The 23,402-nt window shown below is 68.2% G+C and carries 23 protein-coding genes; 11 read left to right on the forward strand and 12 right to left on the reverse strand.

Translation table 11 applies throughout. The features are described 5' to 3' along the window. Positions 1-79: 79 nt before the first annotated feature. The 4 genes from M8R19_RS09760 to M8R19_RS09775 are packed head-to-tail and all read left to right on the forward strand — an operon-like array spanning position 80 to position 3,917. Complete coding sequence (locus M8R19_RS09760; protein WP_249917692.1) at positions 80-1,975, forward strand: type VI secretion system family protein; 1,896 nt, start codon at positions 80-82, stop codon at positions 1,973-1,975. Further along, on the forward strand, positions 1,972-2,598 hold the full coding sequence (locus M8R19_RS09765; protein ID WP_074983024.1) for a DUF2931 family protein: 627 nt from the start codon (positions 1,972-1,974) through the stop codon (positions 2,596-2,598). Before M8R19_RS09760 ends, M8R19_RS09765 begins: the two co-directional genes overlap by 4 nt. Continuing rightward, positions 2,585-3,259, forward strand: a complete 675-nt coding sequence (locus tag M8R19_RS09770) for a DUF2931 family protein (RefSeq protein WP_502942830.1) — start codon at positions 2,585-2,587, stop codon at positions 3,257-3,259. Before M8R19_RS09765 ends, M8R19_RS09770 begins: the two co-directional genes overlap by 14 nt. Beyond that, the gene (locus tag M8R19_RS09775; RefSeq protein ID WP_502942831.1) at positions 3,246-3,917 is read left to right on the forward strand and encodes a DUF2931 family protein; all 672 of its coding nucleotides are present in this window, start codon (positions 3,246-3,248) and stop codon (positions 3,915-3,917) included. Before M8R19_RS09770 ends, M8R19_RS09775 begins: the two co-directional genes overlap by 14 nt. 20 nt (positions 3,918-3,937) lie before the next feature. Here M8R19_RS09775 and M8R19_RS09780 read toward each other — a convergent pair whose 3' ends face one another. Next, entirely contained in the window at positions 3,938-4,717 is a 780-nt protein-coding gene (locus M8R19_RS09780; RefSeq protein ID WP_249917694.1) for an SIR2 family NAD-dependent protein deacylase, read from the reverse strand. A 75-nt stretch (positions 4,718-4,792) separates the two neighbouring features. Further along, positions 4,793-5,887: a DUF1615 domain-containing protein gene (locus tag M8R19_RS09785; protein ID WP_249920152.1), complete on the reverse strand. Its 1,095-nt coding sequence runs from the start codon at positions 5,885-5,887 to the stop codon at positions 4,793-4,795. Positions 5,888-6,058: 171 nt separating this feature from the next. Here M8R19_RS09785 and M8R19_RS09790 point away from each other — a divergent pair, with 171 nt between their 5' ends. Continuing rightward, positions 6,059-7,465: a DUF2252 domain-containing protein gene (locus M8R19_RS09790; protein ID WP_249917695.1), complete on the forward strand. Its 1,407-nt coding sequence runs from the start codon at positions 6,059-6,061 to the stop codon at positions 7,463-7,465. A 278-nt stretch (positions 7,466-7,743) separates the two neighbouring features. Here the strand turns inward: M8R19_RS09790 and pcaC are convergent, their stop codons facing one another. From pcaC to M8R19_RS09820, 6 genes are all read right to left on the reverse strand, one after another. After that, positions 7,744-8,139, reverse strand: a complete 396-nt coding sequence (gene pcaC, locus M8R19_RS09795) for a 4-carboxymuconolactone decarboxylase (protein ID WP_058072711.1) — start codon at positions 8,137-8,139, stop codon at positions 7,744-7,746. A 29-nt stretch (positions 8,140-8,168) separates the two neighbouring features. After that, a complete protein-coding gene (locus tag M8R19_RS09800; protein WP_301499853.1) occupies positions 8,169-9,518 on the reverse strand; it encodes a 3-carboxy-cis,cis-muconate cycloisomerase in 1,350 nt (449 codons plus the stop codon). Between the two features lie 105 nt (positions 9,519-9,623). Then, positions 9,624-10,229, reverse strand: coding sequence for a protocatechuate 3,4-dioxygenase subunit alpha (pcaG, locus tag M8R19_RS09805; RefSeq protein WP_009618058.1), 606 nt, complete (start codon positions 10,227-10,229; stop codon positions 9,624-9,626). 11 nt (positions 10,230-10,240) lie between these two features. Continuing rightward, on the reverse strand, positions 10,241-10,960 hold the full coding sequence (gene pcaH / locus M8R19_RS09810) for a protocatechuate 3,4-dioxygenase subunit beta (protein WP_009618056.1): 720 nt from the start codon (positions 10,958-10,960) through the stop codon (positions 10,241-10,243). Between the two features lie 120 nt (positions 10,961-11,080). After that, positions 11,081-12,010 carry a pca operon transcription factor PcaQ gene (gene pcaQ, locus M8R19_RS09815; protein ID WP_116422540.1) on the reverse strand — a complete coding sequence of 310 codons (930 nt, stop codon included), beginning with the start codon at positions 12,008-12,010 and terminating at the stop codon, positions 11,081-11,083. After that, positions 12,007-12,879, reverse strand: a complete 873-nt coding sequence (locus M8R19_RS09820) for a helix-turn-helix domain-containing protein (RefSeq protein ID WP_249917696.1) — start codon at positions 12,877-12,879, stop codon at positions 12,007-12,009. The genes pcaQ and M8R19_RS09820 overlap by 4 nt, the downstream gene beginning before the upstream one ends. Positions 12,880-13,042: 163 nt before the next feature. Between M8R19_RS09820 and pobA the strand changes: the two genes are divergently transcribed. The 3 genes from pobA (at position 13,043) to hppD (ending at position 16,230) form a co-directional block, all read left to right on the forward strand. Further along, a complete protein-coding gene (pobA, locus tag M8R19_RS09825; RefSeq protein WP_074983008.1) occupies positions 13,043-14,227 on the forward strand; it encodes a 4-hydroxybenzoate 3-monooxygenase in 1,185 nt (394 codons plus the stop codon). Positions 14,228-14,356: 129 nt separating this feature from the next. Continuing rightward, positions 14,357-14,986, forward strand: a complete 630-nt coding sequence (gene maiA / locus M8R19_RS09830) for a maleylacetoacetate isomerase (protein WP_074983006.1) — start codon at positions 14,357-14,359, stop codon at positions 14,984-14,986. Positions 14,987-15,153: 167 nt separating this feature from the next. Continuing rightward, positions 15,154-16,230 (forward strand): 4-hydroxyphenylpyruvate dioxygenase, encoded by a 1,077-nt coding sequence (hppD, locus tag M8R19_RS09835; RefSeq protein ID WP_074983001.1) that lies wholly within the window; start codon positions 15,154-15,156, stop codon positions 16,228-16,230. 253 nt (positions 16,231-16,483) lie between these two features. Here the strand turns inward: hppD and M8R19_RS09840 are convergent, their stop codons facing one another. Beyond that, entirely contained in the window at positions 16,484-17,272 is a 789-nt protein-coding gene (locus tag M8R19_RS09840; protein ID WP_074982998.1) for an IclR family transcriptional regulator, read from the reverse strand. Positions 17,273-17,373: 101 nt separating this feature from the next. On the opposite strand from M8R19_RS09840, the gene hmgA reads away from it, so the two are divergent. Both hmgA and fahA read left to right on the forward strand, forming a co-directional pair. Continuing rightward, positions 17,374-18,663, forward strand: coding sequence for a homogentisate 1,2-dioxygenase (hmgA, locus tag M8R19_RS09845; RefSeq protein WP_249917697.1), 1,290 nt, complete (start codon positions 17,374-17,376; stop codon positions 18,661-18,663). Between the two features lie 5 nt (positions 18,664-18,668). Continuing rightward, complete coding sequence (fahA, locus tag M8R19_RS09850) at positions 18,669-19,973, forward strand: fumarylacetoacetase (RefSeq protein ID WP_249917698.1); 1,305 nt, start codon at positions 18,669-18,671, stop codon at positions 19,971-19,973. Between the two features lie 79 nt (positions 19,974-20,052). Here the strand turns inward: fahA and copD are convergent, their stop codons facing one another. The 3 genes from copD to M8R19_RS09865 form a co-directional block, all read right to left on the reverse strand. Next, positions 20,053-20,913, reverse strand: a complete 861-nt coding sequence (copD, locus tag M8R19_RS09855; protein ID WP_249917699.1) for a copper homeostasis membrane protein CopD — start codon at positions 20,911-20,913, stop codon at positions 20,053-20,055. Between the two features lie 19 nt (positions 20,914-20,932). After that, positions 20,933-21,298: a copper homeostasis periplasmic binding protein CopC gene (copC, locus tag M8R19_RS09860; RefSeq protein ID WP_249917700.1), complete on the reverse strand. Its 366-nt coding sequence runs from the start codon at positions 21,296-21,298 to the stop codon at positions 20,933-20,935. Positions 21,299-21,580: 282 nt separating this feature from the next. After that, entirely contained in the window at positions 21,581-22,444 is an 864-nt protein-coding gene (locus M8R19_RS09865) for an SDR family NAD(P)-dependent oxidoreductase (protein ID WP_061563208.1), read from the reverse strand. 160 nt (positions 22,445-22,604) lie between these two features. Between M8R19_RS09865 and M8R19_RS09870 the strand changes: the two genes are divergently transcribed. Then, positions 22,605-23,297 carry a Crp/Fnr family transcriptional regulator gene (locus M8R19_RS09870; RefSeq protein ID WP_249917701.1) on the forward strand — a complete coding sequence of 231 codons (693 nt, stop codon included), beginning with the start codon at positions 22,605-22,607 and terminating at the stop codon, positions 23,295-23,297. Positions 23,298-23,402: the final 105 nt, after the last annotated feature.

Genomic DNA, 23,402 nt, shown 5'->3' on the forward strand with positions numbered 1-23,402 from the left:
GAAACCACCGACAGCCAAACCCTCGACAAAGGCATTTCCTGCCAGCCGGACTCATCCGAATGCTTGTAGGAGCTGCAACATGGGCCAGCGTTTCGTCGTTCGCAAGGACGACAGCACTACCACCGGCGGCCAGGTGCTCGCCGGCTCCCCCGACCTGATCATCGGCCATCGCCTCGCGGCGAGGCGCAACGACCCGGTGCGCTGTCCGAGATGTGGCAGCATCGGGCTGATCGCCGAAGGCAACCCGACCTGGCTGGCCAACGGTGAACCGGTGGCCGGCCATGACCATGTGGTCAACTGCGGCTGCCCGCCCGGCAGCCATCGACTGATCGCCAGCCAGACCCACACCCTGATGGCCGAGGAAAGCGTCGGCCTGGACTGGCAGCCGCCAGGCGAAATGGCCAGCGGCGTACACCTGCGCTTCCCCAGCCTGGAGGCCTTGCAGGCATTCCAGCAACTCGAGCTCGACGGCCAGGCCGTGCGAGTAGCCGTTGACCAGGAAGAACCGGAAGAAGAAGACGAAGAAGAAGAGCTGGACGAGACGCCAGGCCTGACCCTGCGCCTGGCAGCCTTCTTCGACGGCACCGGCAACAACCTGGCCAACGCAGCACTGACCGAGCGCTGCCGCCAAGACGACCGTCAGCAGCTCGGCGAGGAAACCCTGCTGGACACCATCGCCATCTGCGAACGCTTCGGCTTCAGCGCCCCGGACGAGCATGGCGTCTTCCAGAGCCATCCGAACGACAGCTACGGGAATGCACCGAGCAATGTGGCCCTGCTATCCGAACTCTACTTGGACAACACCAGCATTCCCCTGGAGCCAGATGCGACTATCGGTTACGTGCCGATATACATCGAAGGCATAGGCACCACCAGCGGCGCGCCGGATTCGCGTGTCAGCCAGGCGACGGGGCGGGGGGAAACCGGCGTACTGCAACGCGTAATACAAAGCCCTGCGGCGATCAAAGACCAACTGCTGCTATTCGTAAGAACCAACCCAGGCATCCATGTAGCCCGTCTCGAATTCGACCTCTTCGGTTTCAGCCGCGGCGCGGCAGCAGCCCGCCACTTCGCCAACGAAGTGCTCAAGCCCGATGGCGGCATCCTGGGCGAAGTATTAAAGCCCGGGCAGTTCGGCCTGCAGGCGGATTTCGACTGGAGCACCGACGTTTGCATCAACTTCATCGGCCTGTTCGATACCGTGGCCGCCATCGTCGACCCACTGCGCGGCGACTGGAGCCCAGCCAACGACCTCAACCCCGGCATCAACCTCTACCTGCCCCCCGGTTGCGCGCGCAAGGTCGTGCAATTGACCGCGGCCGACGAACACCGCTGGAACTTTCCCCTGACCAGCGTAGCCCCGCACCACCAGGAGATTTCCCTGCCCGGCGCACATTCGGACATCGGCGGCGGCTACCCGGCTCTGATGCAGGAGAAACTGCTGCTGAGCCGGCCACGCGCCACCCGGGTCAGCCCCAACATGCCCCTGGAACGCAGTTCGGTGTGGCGGGAGGCCCAGCTTGAAGTCGCCCGGCTGGAACTGGACGGACTGCCCGGTGATGGCCAGATGGAGCCGGTCGGCTGGCATTTCCCCAACGCCAATGAACACGACGTGTCGCAAAGGGCGTTGGTTGCCATAGCCATTCAGCGTCGGGTACGAGGTGAACTGTCGCGGGTGGCGCTTCGGGTGATGCGTGAATTGGCCCTGCTACATGACGTGCCATTTGGCCGGATTCTCGAAGATGATCCGAATCTCAGGTTACCCATGGAGTTACAGACCATATCCGCCAGCCTTCTCGCCTATGCCCAAGGCGCGCCCTTTCGATTGAGCAAAGCAGAAAATCGCCTGCTCAAGGCTCGCTATATCCACTTGTCTGCCCACTGGTCGCCCAGCTACGGAGCAATGGTCAACAAGCCCGCGCCGAATCGGCGCCTGACCTATAGCAACAAGCCAGAGGAAGGCCAGCCACAATGAAAAAGCTTTTATGTATTGCCCTCGCAGCCACGCTTACGGGCTGCAGCACAAGCCAAGGTCGCCCCAAGTTGCCCTACAACGCCTGGTCCATCGGCATAGGTGCGCCGAAATACATGGAAGTCTGGGTCGAAAGCGTCGATGTGGTGGACAGGCGCGGGCTAGCCTATGAACGCGTTCATGCCGGCGTCGTGGCCTACAACAACAAGACCGCTGGCTGGTGGAGCGGCGGCGGCAAGATGAAGCCCGTGACAGGCGTCGACCTACCGGAAATTATCTTTGTCCGTTGGCAGTCCCTTGTGGAGCCCCAGACCTATAACGTGCGCATCAACATCCCGCAGTGGGTCCGCGATGAGATGCTCAAACCTCAGCAGGCCTACTGCCTGGGCACCAAGAGTTGGGAAACCGACTACCGAAAGATGATCTCCATTGGCATGGCCCCTGGCGGCATCGCCAAGGCCTGGATCGGCGGACCTTGCCTGGAGGAAAAGGAAATCGGCCGATACAAGGCCGTTATCGACAAGCGTGGACCATACGAAGGTCTCTCGGGCGGCAAGTATTACTACCTTTCCGAGAAAGCCGAGGCGTATGTCAAAGACCACGGCATTCCCTATGACTCCTGGTAATCGGCGACAAAGGCGACTGCCCATCACGAACGCGCTCCTGCTCTGCATTACAGCAGCCACGCTTACGGGCTGCAGCACAAGCCAAGGTCGCCCCAAGCTGCCCTACAACGCCTGGTCCGTCGGCATAGGTGCGCCGAAATACATGGAAGTCTGGGTCGAAAGCGTCGATGTGGTGGACAGACGTGGGCTGGCCTATGAACGCGTTCATGCCGGTGTAGTCGGCTACAGCGGAAGCCCTGTCGGCTGGCCCAAGAACGGCATGGGCAAATTGAAGCCCGTGACAGGCGTCGATCTGCCGGAAATCATCTTCGTCCGCTGGCAGTCCCTCGTGGAACCCCAGACCTACAACGTGCGCATCAACATCCCGCAGTGGGTCCGCGATGAGATGCTCAAACCCCAGCGGGCCTACTGCCTGGGCGACAGGAGTTGGGTAACTGACTACCGCAAGATGATCTCCATTGGCATGGCCCCTGGCGGCATCGCCAAGGCCTGGATCGGCGGCCCTTGCCTCGAAGAAAAGGAAATCGGCCGCTACAAGGCGGTGATTGAAAAACTCGGCCCATCGCAAGGCAAGACCAACGGGCAATATGCGTGGCCATCCCTGGAACCAGCGTCTAGGAGCTACATCGACCAGCACGGTATTCCTTATGACTCCTGGTAATCGGCGACAAAGGCGACTGCCCATCACGAACGCGCTCCTGCTCTGCATTACAGCAGCCACGCTTACGGGCTGCAGCACAAGCCAAGGTCGCCCCAAGCTGCCCTACAACGCCAGGTCCGTCGGCATAGGTGCGCCGAAATACATGGAAGTCTGGGTCGAAAGCGTCGATGTGGTGGACAGACGTGGGCTGGCCTATGAACGCGTTCATGCCGGTGTAGTCGGCTACAGCGGAAGCCCTGTCGGCTGGCCCAAGAACGGCATGGGCAAATTGAAGCCGGTAACAGGCGTCGATCTGCCGGAAATCATCTTCATCCGCTGGCAGTCCCTCGTGGAACCCCAGACCTACAACGTGCGCATCAACATCTCGCAGTGGGTCCGCGATGAGATGCTCAAACCCCAGCAGGCCTACTGCCTGGGCGACAGGAGTTGGGTAACTGACTACCGCAAGATGATCTCCATCGGCATGGCCCCTGGCGGCATCGCCAAGGCCTGGGTCGGCGGCCCCTGCCTCGAGGAGAAGGAAATCGGGCGTTTCAAGGGAGTCATCGATAAGCGGGGCCCCTATGAAGGGCATTCAAAGGGGATCTATTACCGTCCGCCGACCGAAGCCGCCCAGGCCTATATCCGAGAACAAGGCATTCCCTATGACTCCTGGTAGCTACCCGAAGCCCCCCTCCTTCAGACCTGCCCCCGATAACCAAAAGCCGCCTCGCTCAACGCCGGCAACACCACCCCGGCAGGCCCTTCCAGGCTGAACTGCCGCGGCCCGCGCACGCTCACCGGCTGCGGGTTGACGTGGGCGACCACGGCGCCGCTTTCCGCGGCCAGTTGCGGAATCATCGCGGCGGGCTGGACCACGCCGGAGGTACCGATGGAGAGCAGGCAGTCACAAGCCCTGGCGGCGGCGAAGGCTTCCTCCAATGCGGCTTCCGGGAGCATTTCACCGAACCACACCACGCCGGGGCGCACCCGCTCGCCGCAATGGACGCAGCGTGGTGGTTCCAGACGGCGGCCCTCTTCCGGTTCCCGCAGGCTCGTCGAAAGGCCGTCGTGGGCCCGGCCGCAGGCCACGCAGCGCGGCTGGTGCAGGCTGCCGTGCAGGTGGATCGCCGCCGGGCTGCCGGCGCGTTCGTGGAGGTCGTCGACGTTCTGCGTCACCAGGCTCAGGCGCGGTACCCGCGCGGCCAGTTCGGCGATGGCCCGGTGCGCCGGGTTGGGCTGCGCGGCCAGCACTTTCATGCGCCGCCATTCGTACCAGCCCCAGACCAGCGCCGGGTCTTCGGCGAAGGCTTCGGGGGTGGCCAACTGGGCGGGATCGAAGCGCTGCCACAGGCCACTCAGGGCATCGCGGAAGGTGGGGATGCCACTCTCGGCGGAAACTCCGGCTCCGGTGAACACCACCAAGTGCCGCGCCTGGCGCAGGGCATCGAGCAGGACGGGAGGGAAGGATGCGGGCATGCCGGGCGCCTCGTCGGGAGTGGGCCCGGGATTATTCGCGGCGCCGGGCGAGCAGCGCAAGGCGGCCCGCGGCGGTCAGCCCTTCCCCGCCCGCGCCAGGCAGCGCTGGTAGCGCTCGTCCACACGCTGGGCGAACCAGGCGGTGGTGAGGTTGCGGGTGATCTTCGGGCTGTGCAGGGTGATGCCCGGCAGCACCGCCCGAGCCAGGGGCTTGCCTTCGTTCTTCTCGGCCAGGGCGAAGACCTTGGCGTAGAGCTTCGTCTCGCCGAATTCGGCGCGCTCACCCTGCTCCAGATCGCGGCGGACCTGGCTGTCGCTCAGGCCCAGGCGCGGGCCCAGGGTGCGCACCGCCAGCTCGGTGGCGCCGGCGGCGCTGGAGTCGTAGCGGATCAGGTCGCCGTCCAGCGCCAGCGGGATGCCGGTGGCCAGGCTCACCGCGCGCTGGAAGGCGGCGTTGCGGCTGGCGTACCAGCCGGCGTTGAAGTCGGCGAAGCGGTACAGCGGCCGCTGGTAGTCCGCCGGGTAGCCCAGCAGGTGGGCGATGCCGAAGTACATGCCGCCGCGGCGGCTGAACACTTCCTGGCGCACGCTGCCCTTCAGCGGGTACGGGTAGCCCTCGGCGTGCTGCTCGGCGAAGGCCACGCTGACCTGCATGGGACCGCCGGTGCGCACCGGGTTGAAGCGGCCGAACAGTTGCTGGCCGAGCGGCACCATGCCGATGAAGTCGTCGAAGATGGCGCTCAGCTCGCGCTCGCTGCGCACCGCGTCCAGGCGCTGGCTGTAGCTCTTGCCGGTGGGCGACTTCAGCGCCAGCGCGGCGTCGAGCAGGAAGCTGGGGACGTGCAGGCGCGCGGCACGCTTCTGCATCTCGCCGCGGGCGATGCGGCCCAGGCCCGGCACCTGCGGGTCGGCCTGGAAGTTGGATTCCTGCTCGGTGATCGCCAGCACCGAGCAGAGGTTCTCGGTGCTCGGGCGGATGCGCTGGGCGGCGAAGGCCGCCTGGATGTCCGTGGCCCAGCCGCTGCGGTCGCTCACCTTGGCCGGCAGCAACTGCGCCAGGGTGGCGCGCACCTGCGCCGGCGTCGGCTCCGGCGCCTGGCGGGCGGACTGCGAACTGCAGCCGGCCAGGGCCAGCAGGCCGAGGGCGATGCCCAGGGCGCGCCAGGGCATTTTGGCGGGACGGGCGAGCACAATGGCGATGGCGGACATGGACGCTTCCTGACGACGAGACGCCGCGACCATCGCAGAAATGCCCTTTCCAGGCCAGCCCGATGCGCCGACTTGCAGGCCCCTGGCCAGCCTCTAAGCTCGAATTCATGGTCCCGGGATTGGAGGTGAACGATGGACATCAAGGAACTCCGCAAGCAGGGCAAGGACGCCCGCGACAAGTGCCCGCGCAGCAGCCACGCCGAACCCGGGAAGATCGACCGCGACCCGCTGCCGCTGATCGAGGCCTCCAGCGCCGGCCGCGTGCAGTCGCTGGTGGCGCTGCGCTACGGGCGCATGCTGGTGTCGCCCTTCACCTTCTTCCGCGGCAGCGCCCTGCTCCAGGCCCACGACCTCTCGGGCACCCCGGACATGGGCATGGAATTGCCGATCTGCGGCGACTGCCACCTGATGAACTTCGGCGGCTTCGCCTCCCCCGAGCGCAACCTGCTGTTCAACGTCAACGACTTCGACGAGGTCCACCCCGGCCCCTGGGAATGGGACCTCAAGCGCCTGGTGGCGAGCTTCCTGATCGCCGCCCGCGACCTGCGCCACGGCGAGACCGTGGAGGAGAACGCCTGCCACGAGTTGGTCGCCTCCTACCAGCAGAACATGGCCGAGTGCGCCGAGATGGGCGCCCTGGAGCTGTGGTATGGGCGCATCGACTACGAGGTGGCGCTGGAGCAGGAGAAGGAAAAGGACCTGCGCGAGCACGTGCAGCGCGCCATCGAGAAGGCCAACCGGCGCACCCACGCCGAGCTGCTGCCGAAGATCGCCGAGCGCGACGCCAAGGGCCGCCTGCAGATCCGCGACGACCTGCCGGAAATCTTCCACCTGCACGCCTCGACCTCGCTGCTGGACAAGGACGACGACTGGATGGACCTGGAGCACTGGCAGGACCTGCACGACACCTTCATGCGCGACTACCGTTCCACCCTGCAGGCCGACCGCCGCGACCTGCTGGACCGCTTCGAGGTGCAGGACCTGGTGTTCAAGGTGGTGGGCGTGGGCAGCGTCGGCACCCGCTGCCTGGTGGCGCTGCTGATCGACGCCCAGGAACAGCCGCTGTTCCTGCAGTACAAGGAAGCCCGTCCCTCGGTGCTGGCCGGCTACGTGCGCAGCAAGCTGCGCACCCGCCACCAGGGCCAGCGGGTGGTGGACGGCCAGCGCCTGATGCAGTCGGCCAGCGACCTCTTCCTCGGCTGGACCACCGGCCCCGGCGGCCGCCACTTCTACGTGCGCCAGTTGCGCGACATGAAGGTTTCGGCGGAACTGGAGACCTTCGACGAAAACGCCTTCCTCGCCTACGCTCGCGTCTGCGGCCGCGCCCTGGCCTGCGCCCACGCCAAGTCCGGCGGCCAGGCGGCGCGGATCGCCGGCTACATCGGCAAGAGCGATGCGTTGAACGATGCGCTGGTGCATTACGCCAAGGCTTATGCGTTGCAGAACGAGCGGGACTTCGAGCGGTTCCAGCGGGCTTGCCGCAAGGGGCAGCTGGAGGCGCGTTCGGAGGCGGATTTCGTGGCGGATCGGATGCCGTAGGGCGTATAACCGTTCGCGGTTATACGCCGATACACCGAAGCCACAGCCAACGCCAAGGTCAGCCCCGGAGCCGCCGGGAATCGAGGCCATAGCCAACGCCAAGGCCAGCCCCGGAGCCGCCGGGAACCAAGGCCAAACGGCGGATAACGTGGAACGTTATCCGCCCTACGCCAGGCCCGACCATGCCGTAGGGCGTATAACCGTTCGCGGTTATACGCCGCTACACCGGAGCCACAGCCAACGCCGAAGCCGGGCCCGGCCCAATCCCGGCGAGCGACTCACCCCTCCAGCGACTCCGTCCCCAGCTCGTTCCACACTTCCTCCGCCAGGTGGAAGGTGGCGTTGGCCGCCGGGATGCCGCAGTAGATCGCGCTCTGCAGCAGCACTTCCTTGATCTCCTCGCGGCTCACGCCGTTGTTGCGGGCGGCGCGCAGGTGCAGTTTCAGTTCGCCTTCGCGGTTCATGCCGATGAGCATGGCGATGGTCACCAGGCTGCGGGTGTGCCGCGGCAGGCCGGGGCGGGTCCAGATGTCGCCCCAGGCATGGCGGGTGATCATTTCCTGGAATTCTTCGTTGAAGGCGGTGCGGTTCTGCAGGCTGCGGTCGACGTGGGCGTCGCCCAGCACCGCGCGGCGGACTTGCATGCCGGCTTCGTAGCGTTGTTTCTCGTCCATCGGGTTCTCTCTCGCTTGTCTGTCGCGCCTCAGCCGAGGCGCGCGTGTTCTTCCAGGGCGCGTTCCACCCAGCGGCGGCATTGGCCCAGGTAATGGGCTGGGTCCAGCAGTCGGTCCAGCTCGGCTTCGCTCAATTGCGCGCGAACCTCGGCGTTGCCGCCCAGCACCTGGCGCAGGTGCGCGCCTTCGGCCACGGCCTGGCGGCAGCACTGCTCCACCAGGTGGTGCGCGGCGTCGCGGCCGATGCGCCGGGCCAGGGCGATGCTCACCGCCTCGGCCAGCACCAGGCCGCGGGTCAGGTCGAGGTTGCGGGCCATGCGCTGGGCGTCCACTTCCAGGCCCGGCACCACCAGCAGCGCCTGCTGCAGCGCGCCGGAGACCAGGCAGCAGAGTTCCGGCAGGCTTTCCCACTCGGCGTGCCACAGGCCGAGGCTGCGCTCGTGTTCCTGGGGCATGGCGCTCAGCATCGTCGCCACCAGGCCCGGCGCGCGGGTGGCGGCGCCGATCAGCACGGCGGCGCCCACCGGGTTGCGCTTGTGCGGCATGGTCGAGGAGCCGCCCTTGCCCGGCGCGGAAGGTTCGAAGACTTCGCCGGCCTCGGTCTGCATCAGCAGGCTGAGGTCGCGGCCGAGCTTGCCCAGGCTGCCGGCCACCAGGCCGAGCCAGGCGGCGAATTCGACGAGGCGGTCGCGCTGGGTGTGCCAGGGCTGTTCCGGCAATTGCAGGCGCAGTTCCTCGGCCAGCGCCTCGGCCACGGCGAAGCCGTCGTCGCCCAGCGCCGCCAGGCTGCCGGAGGCGCCGCCGAACTGCAGGCTGAGCAGGCGCGGCTTGAGTTCGGCCAGGCGCTCGCGGTGGCGGGTGAGCGCGCCGAGCCAGCCGGCGATCTTCATGCCCAGGGTCACCGGGGTGGCGTGTTGCAGCCAGGTGCGCCCGGCCATGGGCACGTCGGCGTGCTGGCGCGCCTGCTCGGCCAGGGCCGCGCCCAGGCGCGCCAGGTCGTCTTCCAGCAGGCCGACGGCGGCGCGCAGTTGCAGCACCAGGCCGCTGTCCATGGCGTCCTGGCTGGTGGCGCCGAAGTGCACATAGCGCTCGGCTTCCGCGTCCGTCGCTGCGATCTGGCGGCCCAGCGCCTTGGCCATGGGGATGGCCGAGTTGCCGGCGCTGCAGATGGCCGTGGCCAGGGCGTCGAAGTCGTACAGCTCGGCGCGGCAGGCGGCCTCGATGGGTGCCACCGCGCTGGCCGGGATCACCCCGCAGCGCGCCTCGGCGCGGGCCAGGGCGGCCTCGAAGTCGAGCATGCCCTGCAGGCGCGCGCGGTCGCAGAACAGCTCGCGCATCGCCGGCTGGGTGAAGTAGGCGTCGAAAAGTCGGTTGCTCACGCAAGGGCTCCAGTTTTCTTCGTCATCAGGCACAGCCTACGCCATGCCGTGAACGCCGACGGGCGGACCGCTCGCGCGGCCCGCCCGTTCAGGCGCCGGAACGCATCAGAAATCGAAGAACACCGTCTCGCCTTCGCCCTGGATGCGGATGTCGAAACGATAGGCCAACTGGCCGTTCACTTCGCAGCGGCGGGCCACCAGGGTCTCGCGGCGCGGCGCCTGTTCGATCAGGTTGAGCACCGGGTCCTTGGCGTTGGCCTCGGCCTCGTCCTCGAAGTACAGGCGCGTCTGCAGGTGGATGTTGATGCCGCGGGCGAACAGCGACACGTTGATGTGCGGCGCCTGCGGACGGCCGTCGGCGGCCTTGGTCACGCCCGGCTTGATGGTCTTCAGCGTCCACTCGCCAGCATCGAAGGTGGTGGCGGTGCGGCCGAAGCCGTTGAACGCCTTCTCGGCGTCGTAGCGGCTGTCGTAGTTGCCTTCGTGGTCGGCCTGCCAGAACTCCAGGAAGGAGTCGCGCACCAGGTGGCCGTTGCCGTCGTAGACGTGGCCCAGTAGCAGGATGTGCTCGCCGGCGGCGCCGGGCTTGGCCATCTGGTTCCAGATTTCCAGGTCGCGGGTCGGGTTGCCGGCCGCTTCCAGGGCCAGGCCGATGTGCACATACGGGCCGGCGGTCTGCGAGGGGGTTTCGGGGAGCAGTTGAACGGGCATGGCGAACCTCCTCAGCGATTCTCGAAGTGGGTCTGGCGCTGGCCGCGCAGGACGATGTCGAAGCGGTAGGCCAGGCAGTCCATGGGGTTGGCCATGCCCATGTCCAGGCGCGCGATCAGGCTCTGCACCGCCTCGGGGTTGGCGATCGACTTGACGATGGGGCACATCGGGATCAGCGGGTCGCCCTCGAAGTACAGCTGGGTGATCAGCCGGGTGGCGATGGACGGGCCGCTGATGGAGAAGTGGATGTGCGCCGGGCGCCAGTCGTTGGGGCCGTTGCGCCACGGGTAGGGGCCGGGCTTGATGGTGCGGAAGATGTAGCGGCCGTCGCTGTCGGTGATGGCGCGGCCGACGCCGCCGAAGTTCGGGTCCAGCGGCGCCAGGTAGCGGTCGTTCTTGTGCCGGTAGCGGCCGCCGGCGTTGGCCTGCCACATTTCCACCAGGGTGTTGGGCACCGGCTTGCCGTACTGGTCGACGACGCGGCCGTGGACGACGATGCGCTCGCCGATGGGCAGCGCGCCGGTGTTGAAGTTGAGCAGCAGGTCGTTGTCGTGCTCGCCGAACTTCAGGTGCGAGAAGTCCGGGCCGGTGGTCTCGGAGATCGACTGCGGGATGCTCACCAGCGCCTGGCGCGGGGAGCGGGCGACGGAGGTCTTGTAGTCGGGGGTGAGGGCTTTGGGGTGCCAGTTGCGGTCACGGATGACGAACCGGCTGTTGTCCACTTCGGACATGGCGGTCTCCTGTTGTTGGAGTTATAGGAGCCTGTAGAGCATCAGGCATGTGCTCCGCAGTTTCCGCCAGCTCGGCGCGCAGGAAAATTGAAAAGCTGCCCGCCATCCTTAACCAATTGGTTATGGATAAACCCCTTCGCGATACGCCTGCCCCACCTCGCGCAGCACCTCCTGGCACCAGTGCGCGCCGAGGGACAGCGGCAGCGAGGCGTTGCTGCAGATGCCCACCGAGCCGCCGGCCTCCTGCAGCTGCGGCGCCAGTTCGGCCAGTTCGCCCTTGCCCAGGGCCGCGCGCACCGCGTCCAGCGGCGCCATCCACACCGCGTCGCTGTCGTCGACGTAGCGCCGGCTCAGGCTCAGCGAGAGGGTTTCCAGGCGCCGCGACGACTGGCGCAGGCCGTGCTCGACGAACAGGCTGTCGACGCGCTTGCGGATGGTGGTGCCGGCGGTGGGCAGCACCAGCGGGTATTCCTCCAGCTCCGCGGCGTCCAGCGGCCGCCCCAGCAGCGGGTGGCCGGCGCGCACCACCAGGGTCAGCGGCTCGTTGTACAGGTGCTCGAAGGTCAGGCCCTGGATCTGCGGGCTGTCGGTCATGCGCCCGACCACCAGGTCCAGCTCGCCGACGCGCAGTTGCGAGAGCAGGTGCGCGCTGGGCCCGGTGACCACGCTGACCACCAGCGCCCCGTGGCGCGCGTGCAGGCGCCGCACCACTTCCGGGAGGAAGGCGCCCTCCACGGTGGAAAGCACGCCCAGGCGCGCGCTGCTGGCCGCGTATTCGCCGCCGCGCAGGCTCTCCACGCCGTCGCGCAGGGCCTGCACGCAGGGCCCGGCGTAGCGCAGGAAGGCGATGCCGGCCTCGGTCAGCACGGCGCCGCCCTTGCCGCGCTCGAACAGGCTGGCGTCGAGCACTTCCTCCAGCTCCTTGAGGGTCTTCGACACCGCCGGCTGGCTCACCGCCAGGCGGTCGGCGGCGCGCGCCAGGCTGCCCAGGCGGGCCACTTCGAGGAAGCACAGCAGGTGGCGGAACTTGATGCGTGAGTCGATGTTCATCGGTTACCCCGGAAGGCCCTGGGCGACTGCCCGGTGCCGCGCTTGAAGAATCGCGAGAAGTACGCCGGCTCCGAGAAGCCCAGCTGGTCGGAGACCTCCTGCACGGTCATGTCCGTGTACACCAGGTTGCGCTTGGCCTCCAGCAGCAGGCGCTGGCTGATCAGCTGCAGCGCCGAGACGCCGGCCAGGCGCCGGCACAGGGCGTTGAGGTGCGCCGCGCTGATGCCCAGGCGCTCGGCGTAGCGCTCGATCGGCAGGTGCTCGCGCAAGTGCTCCTCCACCAGCCGGCGGAACGCCTGCAGGTGCTCGCGGCCGCGATCCGGCGCGGCGCTGGCGGCGTGGCTGGCCTGCAGGTGGCGGCGGCCCAGCCACACCAGCAGGGCGCTGACCAGCGAGCGCAGCATCAGCTCGCGGCCCGGCTCCTGGCGCGCGTATTCGCGCTCGATGGAGTCGAACAGGGTGCTCAGGTAGCGCTCGTCCTCGCCCACCGCGTAGCACTGCGGCTGCTCCAGCACGGCGCGGTCGAACTGGCGCAGCAGCTCCTCGGCGAAGGGCTGGGCCAGGCTGAGGACGTAGCCGTCGATCTGCGCGGTGAAGCGGAAACCGTGCACGCACAGGGGCGGCGAGACCTGCACTGTGGCCTCGCGCACGCGGGTGACGCTGCCCTCCACTTCCAGCTCGGCCTCGCCGGCGCGCACGTAGAGCAGCTGCACCAGGTCGGCGTGGCGGTGCGGGCGGATCTCCCAGTCGTAGAGGCTGCTGCGCGACGGAATGGTCTCGCAGTGCAGGGGGTCGGGTGTCGGCCAGGCGTGGGTCTCGCCGTAGAGCTGGAACACCGGGACCGGATTCGAAGCGGGCGTCTTGTGCATTTATAGGCCGCCGGGGCTATCCACGAAAAATCCAGGTTATCTGTTGGATATTGCCTTCTGCGCGGCGATTCATCCACCAAAAATGCAGGTGCCAATAACAACTACGCGGCCAGGGGGCGTGCCTACGACCAGGCCCCGGCCCGCGACGACGAGGAAAACAACAATGAAAACCCAGGTTGCCATCATCGGCGCCGGCCCTTCCGGCCTGCTGCTCGGCCAACTGCTGCAACGTGCCGGCATCGACAACGTCATCCTCGAACGCCAGAGCCCGGACTACGTGCTCGGGCGCATCCGCGCCGGGGTGCTGGAACAGGGCACCGTGGACCTGCTGCGCGAGGCCGGCGCCAATGCCCGCATGGACGCCGAGGGCCTGCCCCACGACGGCTTCGAGCTGGTGCTGGACGGCCGCCGCGAGCGCATCGACCTCAAGGGCCTGACCGGCGGCAAGAACGTGATGGTCTACGGCCAGACCGAAGTCACCCGCGACCTCATGGAAGCCCGCCAGGCCAGCGGCGCCCTGAGCATCTACGAAGCCGGCGACGTGCAACTGCACGAGGTGCAGGGCGAGAAGCCCTACGTCACCTTCACCAAGGACGGCGAGACGGCGCGCCTGGACTGCGACTACATCGCCGGCTGCGACGGCTTCCACGGCGTGTCGCGGCAGACCATCCCGGCGGACAAGCTCAAGACCTACGAACGCGTCTACCCCTTCGGCTGGCTCGGCCTGCTCAGCGACACCCCGCCGGTCAACCACGAACTCATCTACGCCAGCAGCGAGCGCGGCTTCAGCCTCAGCAGCATGCGTTCGGCCACCCGCAGCCGCTACTACCTGCAGGTGGGCCTGGAGGAGAAGGTCGAGGACTGGTCCGACGAGCGCTTCTGGGACGAACTCAAGCGCCGCCTGCCGGCCGACGCCGCCGCGCGCCTGGTCACCGGCCCGTCGCTGGAGAAGAGCATCGCCCCGCTGCGCAGCTTCGTGGTGGAGCCGCTGCAGTACGGCAAGCTGTTCCTGGTCGGCGACGCCGGGCACATAGTCCCGCCCACCGGCGCCAAGGGCCTGAACCTGGCGGCCAGCGACGTCGACGCCCTGTACCGCATCCTGGTGAAGGTCTACGGCGAAGGCCGCGTCGAGCTGCTGCAGCGCTATTCGGAAGTCGCCCTGCGGCGCATCTGGAAGGCCGAGCGCTTCTCCTGGTGGATGACCAGCATGCTGCACAAATTCCCCGACAACGACGCCTTCACCCAGAAGATGCTCGATACTGAACTGGCCTACTTCCTCGACTCCCAGGCCGGGCGCACCTGCATCGCCGAGAACTACGTCGGCCTGCCCTTCGAACGCATCGACTGAAGGCAGCGCGGCGAGCCCCCGAAGGAGCGCGGGGGCTTGCCCTCGGCGGAAAAATTACGCAGAGTGTAAGGCAATTACGAAAACAACAGTGCCCGCCACGACGCGCACGCTGCCTGCGAGTGAGAGTCCATGGACCTCTACACCTACTACCGCTCCACCTCCAGCTACCGCGTGCGCATCGCCCTGGCCCTCAAGGGCCTGCAGCCCCGGCACGTCCCGGTCAACCTGCTGCAGGGCGAGCACCGCCAGGACGCTTACCTTGCACTGAACCCGCAAGGCCGCGTGCCGGCCCTGCGCACCGACGAAGGCGAGCTGCTGATCCAGTCGCCGGCGATCATCGAATACCTGGAAGAACGCTACCCCGAGCCCGCCCTGCTGCCGGCCGACGCCCTGCAGCGCGCCCACCAGCGCGGCGTGGCGGCGCTCATCGGTTGCGACATCCACCCGCTGCACAACGTCGCCGTGCTCAACCGCCTGCGCGCGCTGGGCATAGACGAGGACGGCGTGAACCAGTGGATCGCCCACTGGATCGGCGAAGGCCTGAAGGCCGTGGAAGCGCTGATCGGCGACGAGGGCTTCTGCTGCGGCCCGCAGCCGGGCCTGGCCGACGTCTACCTGCTGCCGCAGTTGTACGCCGCCCGCCGCTTCGAGGTGGACCTGAGCCCATTCCCGCGCATACTCAGGGTAGAGCGCCTGGCCCTGGAGCACCCGGCCTTCCGCCAGGCCCACCCGGACGTCCAGGCCGACAAGCCGGCCTGAGGAGCGCGCCATGCAAAGCCTCGGATTCAAAGTCACCATCGGCGACTTCCTCGCCCGCAGCGTACGCGGCGTGCCCTGCTCGCCGCCGCGCCAGCCGCGCAGCTGACCCCACGACTTTCCGAATCCCGGACGCGCCGCCGAGCGCGTCCACCGCGAGGAACACGAACATGGCAGACCTCTTCGACAACCCCATGGGCCTCATGGGCTTCGAATTCATCGAATTCGCCTCCCCCACCTCCGGCGTGATGGAACCCATCTTCGCCAGCCTGGGCTTCACCAAGGTGGCCAGCCACCGCTCCAAGGACGTGCACCTGTACCGCCAGGGCGAGATCAACCTGATCCTCAACAACGAGCCCAAGAGCCTGGCGGCCTACTTCGCCGCCGAGCACGGCCCCTCGGTGTGCGGCATGGCCTTCCGCGTGAAGAACGCGCACCAGGCCTACGCCCGCGCCCTGGAGCTGGGCGCGCAGCCGGTGGAAATCCCCACCGGGCCGATGGAGCTGCGCCTGCCGGCGATCAAGGGCATCGGCGGCGCGCCGCTGTACCTGATCGACCGCTTCGGCGAGGGCTCGTCGATCTACGACATCGACTTCGAGTTCATCGAAGGCGTGGACCGCCACCCCAAAGGCGCCGGCCTGAAGATCATCGACCACCTCACCCACAACGTGTACCGCGGGCGCATGGCCTACTGGGCGGACTTCTACGAGAAGCTGTTCAACTTCCGCGAGATCCGCTACTTCGACATCAAGGGCGAGTACACCGGTCTGACCTCCAAGGCCATGACCGCGCCGGACGGCATGATCCGCATCCCGCTCAACGAGGAATCCTCCAAGGGCGCCGGGCAGATCGAGGAATTCCTCATGCAGTTCAACGGCGAGGGCATCCAGCACGTGGCCTTCCTCACCGACGACCTGGTGAAGACCTGGGACGCCCTCAAGGGCCTGGACATGCGCTTCATGACCGCGCCGCCGGCGACCTACTACGAGATGCTCGAAGAGCGCCTGCCCAACCACGGCGAGCCGGTGGAAGAACTGCGCAACCGCGGCATCCTCCTCGACGGCACCTCCGAGGGCGGCAGCCGCCGGCTGCTGTTGCAGATATTCTCGGAAACCCTGATGGGCCCGGTGTTCTTCGAGTTCATCCAGCGCAAGGGCGACGACGGCTTCGGCGAAGGCAACTTCAAGGCGCTGTTCGAATCGATCGAACGGGATCAGATCCGCCGTGGGGTGTTGGAGACGAAATAAACCGCGCCGAGGTGCTCTTCGTAGGAGCGAGGGGGACGCCTAGTTCTTGCTCGCGAACAAATGCGGTGCCATGCGGTTCGCGAGCAAGCTCGCTCCTACGAGAGGCCGTGCCCGCGATTCGCGCGCACGGCGCGCTCCTACCGCGGACAGAGTCCGCTCCTACGACTCCAGGGAAGCACGGGCGTAGGAGCGGACTTTGTCCGCGATTAGATTCACCGGCCACGCCGGACGCCCCGGTGGCACGAACAGCCCCCTACTCCGGCCTACGCCCCGCCATCCGCGCGGTAATCGCCGCCGCAGCCTCCTTCAGCAACTCCGCCGCCCGCCCCTGGGTCTCGGCACGAAAGGCACTCGCCGCCCCCACCACCGTCACCACCCCCGCCAGTTGCTCACCCACCGCGAACACCGGCGCCGACAGCGCATTCACCCCCGGCATCAACAACCCATGCACATGGTGCAGACCCGTGGCCCGGATCTCCGCCGTCTGCTTGTGCAACTCCGCCTCGTCCAGCGCACCAGGCATGCCCTTCTCCTCCTCGCGCAGCGGTGCGGTCTCGCCGTCGGGCAGGTAGGCGTTGAATACCAGCCCGGTGGACGAGCCCAATAAGGGCAGCACCGAGCCCACGCGGGTGACCAGGGTCACCGCGCGCAGCGGCTGCTCCACCTGCACCACGGTCGGGCCCTTGTTGCCCCACACGGCGAGGAAGCAGGTTTCGTTCAGCTCGTCGCGCAGGGCGCTCAGGTGCGCCGTGGCGGCGCGCACCACGTCCAGCCGGCCGATGGCGGCCAGGCCGACGAACAGCGCCTCCGGGCCCAGGGCGTAGTGGTTGGTGGCCGCGTCCTGCTCGGCGAAGCCGCTGGCGATCAGTGCCTGCAGGTAGCGGTGGACCTTGGCCGCGGGCATGCCCACGTGCTCGGCCAGGCGCGACAGCGAAGTGGCCGGGGCCAGGTCGGCCAGGCCCTTGAGGATGTCGGTGCCGACTTCGGCGGCCTGCACTTTCTGGCGTTTCGGCGCGTCGCCGGTGTCCCTGGGAATGGCCATGCAATGACTCGTTCGTCGATGGAGGCGCTGTTATAGCTTGACCCCTTCCGGCGTTCAAATTACGTTATTCGTAATTCGATTACAAAAACAACGAGGTCGCCATGTCGTCCGCCGAATCGCTCACCTACCTGTCGGGTTTCAACAACCAGTTCAGCAGCGAGGCCCTGCCCGGCGCCCTGCCCCACGGGCAGAACTCGCCGCAGCAGGTGCCCTTTGGGCTCTATGCCGAGCAGCTTTCCGGCACCGCCTTCACCGTGCCGCGCAGCGAGGCCCGGCGCACCTGGCTGTACCGCATCAAGCCCTCGGCCAGCCACCCGCGCTTCGAGCGCCTGGCGCGGCAGATTCCCGGCCGCGAGCCGGGCCAGGTGAACCCCAACCGCCTGCGCTGGAACCCCCAGGACATCCCCGGCGAGCCCACCGACTTCCTCGACGGCCTGCTGACCCTCGCCGCCACCGCCGACGCCGAGCAGGCCAGCGGCGTCAGCGTGCACCTGTACCGCGCCAACCGCTCCATGGACCGGGTGTTCTACGACGCCGACGGCGAGCTGCTGATCGTCCCGCAACAGGGCCGCCTGCGCCTGGCCACCGAGCTGGGCCGGCTGGACATCGAGCCGCTGGAGATCGCGGTGATCCCGCGCGGCATGAAGTTCCGCGTCGAACTGCTCGACGCCAGCGCCAGCGGCTACATCTGCGAGAACCACGGCGCCGCCCTGCGTATCCCCGACCTGGGCCCCATCGGCAGCAACGGCCTGGCCAACCCGCGCGACTTCCTCGCCCCGGTGGCCCACTACGAGGACATCGACGCGCCGGTGCAGCTGGTGCAGAAATTCCTCGGCGAGCTGTGGGCCTGCGAGCTGGACCACTCGCCGCTGGACGTGGTCGCCTGGCACGGCAACAACGTGCCCTACAAATACGACCTGCGCCTGTTCAACACCCTCGGCACGGTCAGCTACGACCACCCGGACCCGTCGATCTTCACCGTGCTCACCTCGCCCAGCGACACCCACGGCATGGCCAACGTCGACTTCGTGATCTTCCCGCCGCGCTGGATGGTGGCCGAGAACACCTTCCGCCCGCCGTGGTTCCACCGCAACCTGATGAACGAATTCATGGGCCTGCTCCTCGGCGCCTACGACGCCAAGGCCGACGGCTTCGCCCCCGGCGGCGCCTCGCTGCACAACTGCATGAGCGCCCACGGCCCGGACAACGCCAGCACCGTGCAAGCCATCGCCGCCGAGCTGAAACCGCACAAGATCGAAAACACCATGGCCTTCATGTTCGAGACCGGCCGCGTGCTGCGCCCGAGCCGCTACGCTCTCGAATGCCCGCAACTGCAGCGCGACTACGACGCCTGCTGGGGCGGCATGGCCAAGACCTTCCAGAGGAACTGAACCCCATGAACCAGGCAGACACCCGCCGCAGCTGGCTCGACTCCGCCAACGGCCACCCCGACTTCCCCCTGCAGAACCTGCCGCTGGGCGTGTTCAGCAGCCCCGGCCGCGAGCCGCGCGGCGGCGTGGCCATCGGCGAGCACATCCTCGACCTGAAGGCGGCGCTGGCCGCCGACCTGTTCGAAGGCGAGGCCCGCCACGCCGCCGAAGCCGCCAGCGGCGCCAGCCTCAACGCCTTCTTCGCCCTGGGCGCCGGCCCGCGCCGTGTGCTGCGCGAGCAACTGCAGGCGCTGCTGGCCGAAGGCAGCCCGCAGCAGGCGCGGATGCAGGAACTGGGCGCCAGCCTGCTGCCGGCCCAGGCCGGCTGCCAGCTGCACCTGCCGGCCCAGGTCGGCGACTACACCGACTTCTACGTCGGCATCCACCACGCCAACAACGTCGGCCGCCTGTTCCGCCCGGACAACCCGCTGCTGCCCAACTACAAGCACGTGCCCATCGGCTACCACGGCCGCGCCTCCACCGTGGTCGCCTCCGGCGCCGCGGTGCGCCGGCCCAACGGCCAGACCCTGGCGCCGGGCGCCGAGGCCCCGGGCTTCGGCCCGAGCAAGCGGCTGGACTACGAACTGGAGCTGGGCATCTGGATCGGCCCGGGCAACGAGATGGGCGAGGCCATCGGCATCGGCCAGGCCGAGCAGCACGTGGCCGGCTACTGCCTGCTCAACGACTGGTCGGCGCGCGACGTGCAGGCCTGGGAATACCAGCCGCTAGGCCCGTTCCTGGCGAAGAACTTCGCCACCAGCGTGTCGCCCTGGGTGGTCACCGCCGAGGCCCTGGCGCCGTTCCGCAAGGCCCAACCGGCGCGCCCCGAAGGCGACCCACAGCCGCTGCCGTACCTGCTGGACGAACACGACCAGGCCCACGGCGCGTTCGACATCCAGCTGGAAGTGCTGTTGCAGACCGCCGCCATGCGCGAGCAGGGCATCGAGCCGCTGCGCCTGGCGCTGAGCAACACACAGAACATGTACTGGACGGTGGCGCAGATGGTCGCCCACCACAGCGTCGGCGGCTGCAAGCTGCAGGCCGGCGACCTGTTCGGCTCCGGCACCCTCTCCGGGCCCGCGCAGGAAGCCTTCGGCAGCCTGCTGGAGAGCACCGTCGGCGGCAAGCAGCCGCTGGCACTGCCCGGCGGCGAGCAGCGCACCTTCCTGCAGGACGGCGACGAAGTGATCCTGCGCGCCTGGTGCGAGCGCGAAGGCTACCCGCGCATCGGCTTCGGCGAGTGCCGCGGAGTGATCCTGCCGGCGCGTTGAAACACCTGTTCGCGAGCAAGCTCGCTCCTACGAAGAGCCGCGCACCTGTAGGAGCGAGCTTGCTCGCGAACCCGCCGAATCAACCCGCCGGGGACAACGTCCCCAACAGCGATACGACGGCCACCGCAGCCACCCCGCACACCCACTCCAGCACCACGCTGCGCCGCAGCGCCAGCAGGCGCTTCTCACGGAAGGCCAGGGCCACGCGATTGAGCAGGGCCAGGGCGAGCATCCCCGCCACCAGCAGCAGCTTGATCGTCAGCACCAGCCCGAAGGTGGAAGTGCGCGGGTCCGGCCATTGCCCGACCAGCGCCCAGACGTTCACCAGCCCACTGGCTGCCACGCCGGCCACCAGCAGGTAGCCCACGCCACTGAAGCGCCGCAGCGCCTCGCCATGGGTGGAATCCGGCGCGCGGTACAGCAGCGCCGCCAGCAACAGCAGGCCGCCGAGCCAGGCGCCGGCGCAGAGCAGGTGCAGGGCCTGGTTGAGCATCAGTCCGACACCAGCCCAGCCGTCGAGCATGGCGCCATGGCCCACCGGCGCCAGGCTGGCCAGCACGGCGCCAGACAGCAGCACGCGTAGCGGGTTGTCCACCGACAGCGGCAGGCACAGCGCAACCAGCAGCGCGACGTTCGCCAGCAGGTGCCAGGCCCAGACCTGGCCGAAGAAGGTCTGCCCCAGCACCAGCCGCAGCGTCGGGCCGTCCAGGGCGGCGGACCAGTCGCCGGCCATGCTCGCCGCCACCAGGCCGAGCCAGGCCAGGCCGCTGAACAGCGCCAGCGCGGCGGCGATGCGTTGCCCGGCCAGCACGCGGCCGTCCAGCGCAGCGAGCACGGCGGGCTCCTGGCGGCGCAGCACCGCACGGAACAGCGCCACGCCGAACAGCGTCAGGGTCAGGGCGAGATGCAGGAAACGGCAGAAAACCAGGGCGTCATCCATGGCGGATGCGGCTCATGGTTCAGGGCGCGACCTTGAAGGCGTAGCTGCCGTTGCTCTTGTGGGTGTCCACCGAAACGGCGTGCCATTCCACCTTGTACTCGCCGGCCGGCAGCGGCTGGTCGAAGGTCACCACCAGCACCTTGGCGTCGCCCTCGGTGGTGGCGATGCCGGCCACCTTCACGGCCTTGCCGTCGACGGCGGTGACCGTGACCTTGGTGAACTTCGCCTCGACGCCCTCGGAGAAGGTCAGGCGCAGTTCCTTGGGGGCGGCGGCGGTGCTGTCGGCGGCGGGGGTTTCGCTCTTCAGGTGGGCGTGGGCGAAGACGGCGGGGGCGTTGAGGATGGCGAGCAGGCCAAGGGTGGCTAGCAGGGGGGAACGGCGCATGGCGGGACCTCGAATGGATTGCGGCGCCGGGGAGCTTAGCAAAGACGCCGCCGTGCCAACGACGAATAATCGCGGACGGAGTCCGCTCCTACCCCCGGCAAATATGCCCCGTAGGATGGGTCGAGCGAAGCGATGCCCATCGCCGTGGCCGCATGGGTTTCGCCAATACTCAACCCATCCTACGAAAAGCGCCCCGGTGCCCCGGAGACGCCCGCAGAGGGTCCAGGAAAGCACGGTCGTAGGAGCGGACTCCGTCCGCGATGGCCCCAGGCCGCGCCGGGCTCACCCCTGCAACCGACTCACATCCCCCGGATCGATAGACGCCCCAGCCCCCAACGCCTCCCGCTGCTGCGCCAGACGCGCCCCCTCCTGCGCAACCAGCGCAAAAAGCTTCTCCGGATCAGCCTGCCGCAACTGCAGTGCCAGCTTCTCCATCCCCTCGGCCACCACGATGTCGTGCTGCCGCGCAGCCAGGCCGGCGAGGATGGTCTGGGCCGCCACCGCCGGGTCGATGCCGTTGTCGATGTTGGTGTCCGAGCGGCCGCGCTGGGTGCCGTTGCCTTCCAGGGAGTTCAGCGCGATGGCGGTGCGCACCGAGCCCGGCAGGATCACGCTGACGCCGATGCCGTAGGCCGCCTCCACTTCCGCGCGCAACGCCTCGAAGTAGCCGACCACCGCGTGCTTGGCGCCGCAGTAGCCGGTGCGCAGCGGCGCGCCGACCTTGCCGGCCACCGAGCTGACCACCGCCAACTGGCCGCCGCGCTGCTCCACCAGGCGCGGCAGCAGGGCCTGGGTCAGGGCCACCGGGGCCAGATAGTCCACTTCCATCAGTTGCCGGTACACCGCAAGGCCAGTGTCCAGGGCCAGGCTGCGCTGGCTGACGCCGGCGTTGTTCACCAGCAGGTCGATGCGCCCGCGCCAGGCCCAGGCCTGCTCCACCAGGGCCGGCAGGCGCTCGTAGTCGGTGCTTTCGAAGGGCAGCACCAGCGCCCGCTGCGGGGCGCGTCCGGCCAGCGCCTGCAGGGCCTCGACGCGGCGGCCGGAGAGGATCACCTCGGCGCCCTGCTCCAGCAATGCCAGCGCCAGCGCCTCGCCGATGCCGGACGACGCGCCGGTTATCCACACTACCTTGGCTGCGAAACTCATCTTGTTGTTCTCCTTGGCCTGCGGGCGCACACCGCCCGCGTTGCCAGGCAGGCTAGGCCAGCGCGCGATGCAGGACTGCCGGAAACCCGACAATTGCCATGGCTTGCAGCGGCCGGGCAAGGCGGTCAAAGTGCCTCGACCCACTGCCCGAACCCGCCCCATGACCGACACCGAAGCGCTGCTGCAACAGCTGGACGCCAACCCCTGGTTCGCCCGCCTCGCCCCCGCGGTGCGCCATGCCCTGGCCGCCGAGGGCCGGCGCCTGCGCCTGCGCGCCGGCGAGTTCGTGTTCCGCCAGGGCGACCGCGGCGAGCACTTCCTCACCCTGCTGCAGGGCAAGCTGAAGGCCTCGACCCTGCGCGAGGACGGCAAGGAGGCGATCCTCGCGGTGCTGGAGCCGGGCCACTGGTTCGGCGAGGCCTCGATGCTCGACGGCCTGCCGCGCACCCACGACGTGCTCGCCAGCCGCGACAGCGAGGTGCTGGGCGTGGACCAGGCGACCTTCGACCGGCTGATGCTCGACAACGGCTTCGCCCGCGCCGTCTGCGTGCTCCAGGCGCAGCACACGCGCCTGGTCTACCGCCTGCTGGAAGACGCCATGCTGCGCTCCACCCGCGCCCGCATCGCCAGCCGCCTGGAACAGCTGGCGCGCGGCGACGGCAGCATCGACGGCGAGCAGCGCCAGCTGGTGCGCATCAGCCAGGACGAATTGGCGATGATGCTCGGCATCAGCCGCCAGACGCTGTCCCTGGAACTGCGCGAGCTGGTGGCCGGCGGCGCGCTGGAGCTGGGCTACCGGCAGTTGCGCATCGTCTCGCTGGAGAAGTTGCGGGAGATGGCGGCGCAGGGTTGATGGTGCCCTGCGTTACAGGCGAGCACGGCTTTTCGTAGGAGCGAGCTTGCTCGCGAACCCGGCCTCGCAGCGGGGTTGGTTCGCGAGCAAGCTCGCTCCTACGAA

The organism is Pseudomonas sp. R3.Fl (genome assembly GCF_023516765.1).
Classification (GTDB): Bacteria; Pseudomonadota; Gammaproteobacteria; order Pseudomonadales; family Pseudomonadaceae; genus Pseudomonas; species Pseudomonas citronellolis.

Bases quoted from the DNA above. Each gene is read 5' to 3' on its own strand.
- M8R19_RS09865 (WP_061563208.1), bottom strand. From the start codon at position 22,444: ATGAGTTTCGCAGCCAAGGTAGTGTGGATAACCGGCGCGTCGTCCGGC.
- pcaQ (WP_116422540.1), bottom strand. From the start codon at position 12,010: ATGAACATCGACTCACGCATCAAGTTCCGCCACCTGCTGTGCTTCCTC.
- M8R19_RS09760 (WP_249917692.1), top strand. From the start codon at position 80: ATGGGCCAGCGTTTCGTCGTTCGCAAGGACGACAGCACTACCACCGGC.
- pobA (WP_074983008.1), top strand. From the start codon at position 13,043: ATGAAAACCCAGGTTGCCATCATCGGCGCCGGCCCTTCCGGCCTGCTG.
- M8R19_RS09775 (WP_502942831.1), top strand. From the start codon at position 3,246: ATGACTCCTGGTAATCGGCGACAAAGGCGACTGCCCATCACGAACGCG.
- M8R19_RS09820 (WP_249917696.1), bottom strand. From the start codon at position 12,879: ATGCACAAGACGCCCGCTTCGAATCCGGTCCCGGTGTTCCAGCTCTAC.
- maiA (WP_074983006.1), top strand. From the start codon at position 14,357: ATGGACCTCTACACCTACTACCGCTCCACCTCCAGCTACCGCGTGCGC.
- M8R19_RS09770 (WP_502942830.1), top strand. From the start codon at position 2,585: ATGACTCCTGGTAATCGGCGACAAAGGCGACTGCCCATCACGAACGCG.
- pcaG (WP_009618058.1), bottom strand. From the start codon at position 10,229: ATGCCCGTTCAACTGCTCCCCGAAACCCCCTCGCAGACCGCCGGCCCG.
- hmgA (WP_249917697.1), top strand. From the start codon at position 17,374: ATGTCGTCCGCCGAATCGCTCACCTACCTGTCGGGTTTCAACAACCAG.
- copC (WP_249917700.1), bottom strand. From the start codon at position 21,298: ATGCGCCGTTCCCCCCTGCTAGCCACCCTTGGCCTGCTCGCCATCCTC.
- pcaC (WP_058072711.1), bottom strand. From the start codon at position 8,139: ATGGACGAGAAACAACGCTACGAAGCCGGCATGCAAGTCCGCCGCGCG.
- pcaH (WP_009618056.1), bottom strand. From the start codon at position 10,960: ATGTCCGAAGTGGACAACAGCCGGTTCGTCATCCGTGACCGCAACTGG.
- M8R19_RS09765 (WP_074983024.1), top strand. From the start codon at position 1,972: ATGAAAAAGCTTTTATGTATTGCCCTCGCAGCCACGCTTACGGGCTGC.
- hppD (WP_074983001.1), top strand. From the start codon at position 15,154: ATGGCAGACCTCTTCGACAACCCCATGGGCCTCATGGGCTTCGAATTC.
- M8R19_RS09790 (WP_249917695.1), top strand. From the start codon at position 6,059: ATGGACATCAAGGAACTCCGCAAGCAGGGCAAGGACGCCCGCGACAAG.
- M8R19_RS09785 (WP_249920152.1), bottom strand. From the start codon at position 5,887: ATGCCCTGGCGCGCCCTGGGCATCGCCCTCGGCCTGCTGGCCCTGGCC.
- M8R19_RS09780 (WP_249917694.1), bottom strand. From the start codon at position 4,717: ATGCCCGCATCCTTCCCTCCCGTCCTGCTCGATGCCCTGCGCCAGGCG.
- fahA (WP_249917698.1), top strand. From the start codon at position 18,669: ATGAACCAGGCAGACACCCGCCGCAGCTGGCTCGACTCCGCCAACGGC.
- M8R19_RS09840 (WP_074982998.1), bottom strand. From the start codon at position 17,272: ATGGCCATTCCCAGGGACACCGGCGACGCGCCGAAACGCCAGAAAGTG.
- M8R19_RS09870 (WP_249917701.1), top strand. From the start codon at position 22,605: ATGACCGACACCGAAGCGCTGCTGCAACAGCTGGACGCCAACCCCTGG.
- copD (WP_249917699.1), bottom strand. From the start codon at position 20,913: ATGGATGACGCCCTGGTTTTCTGCCGTTTCCTGCATCTCGCCCTGACC.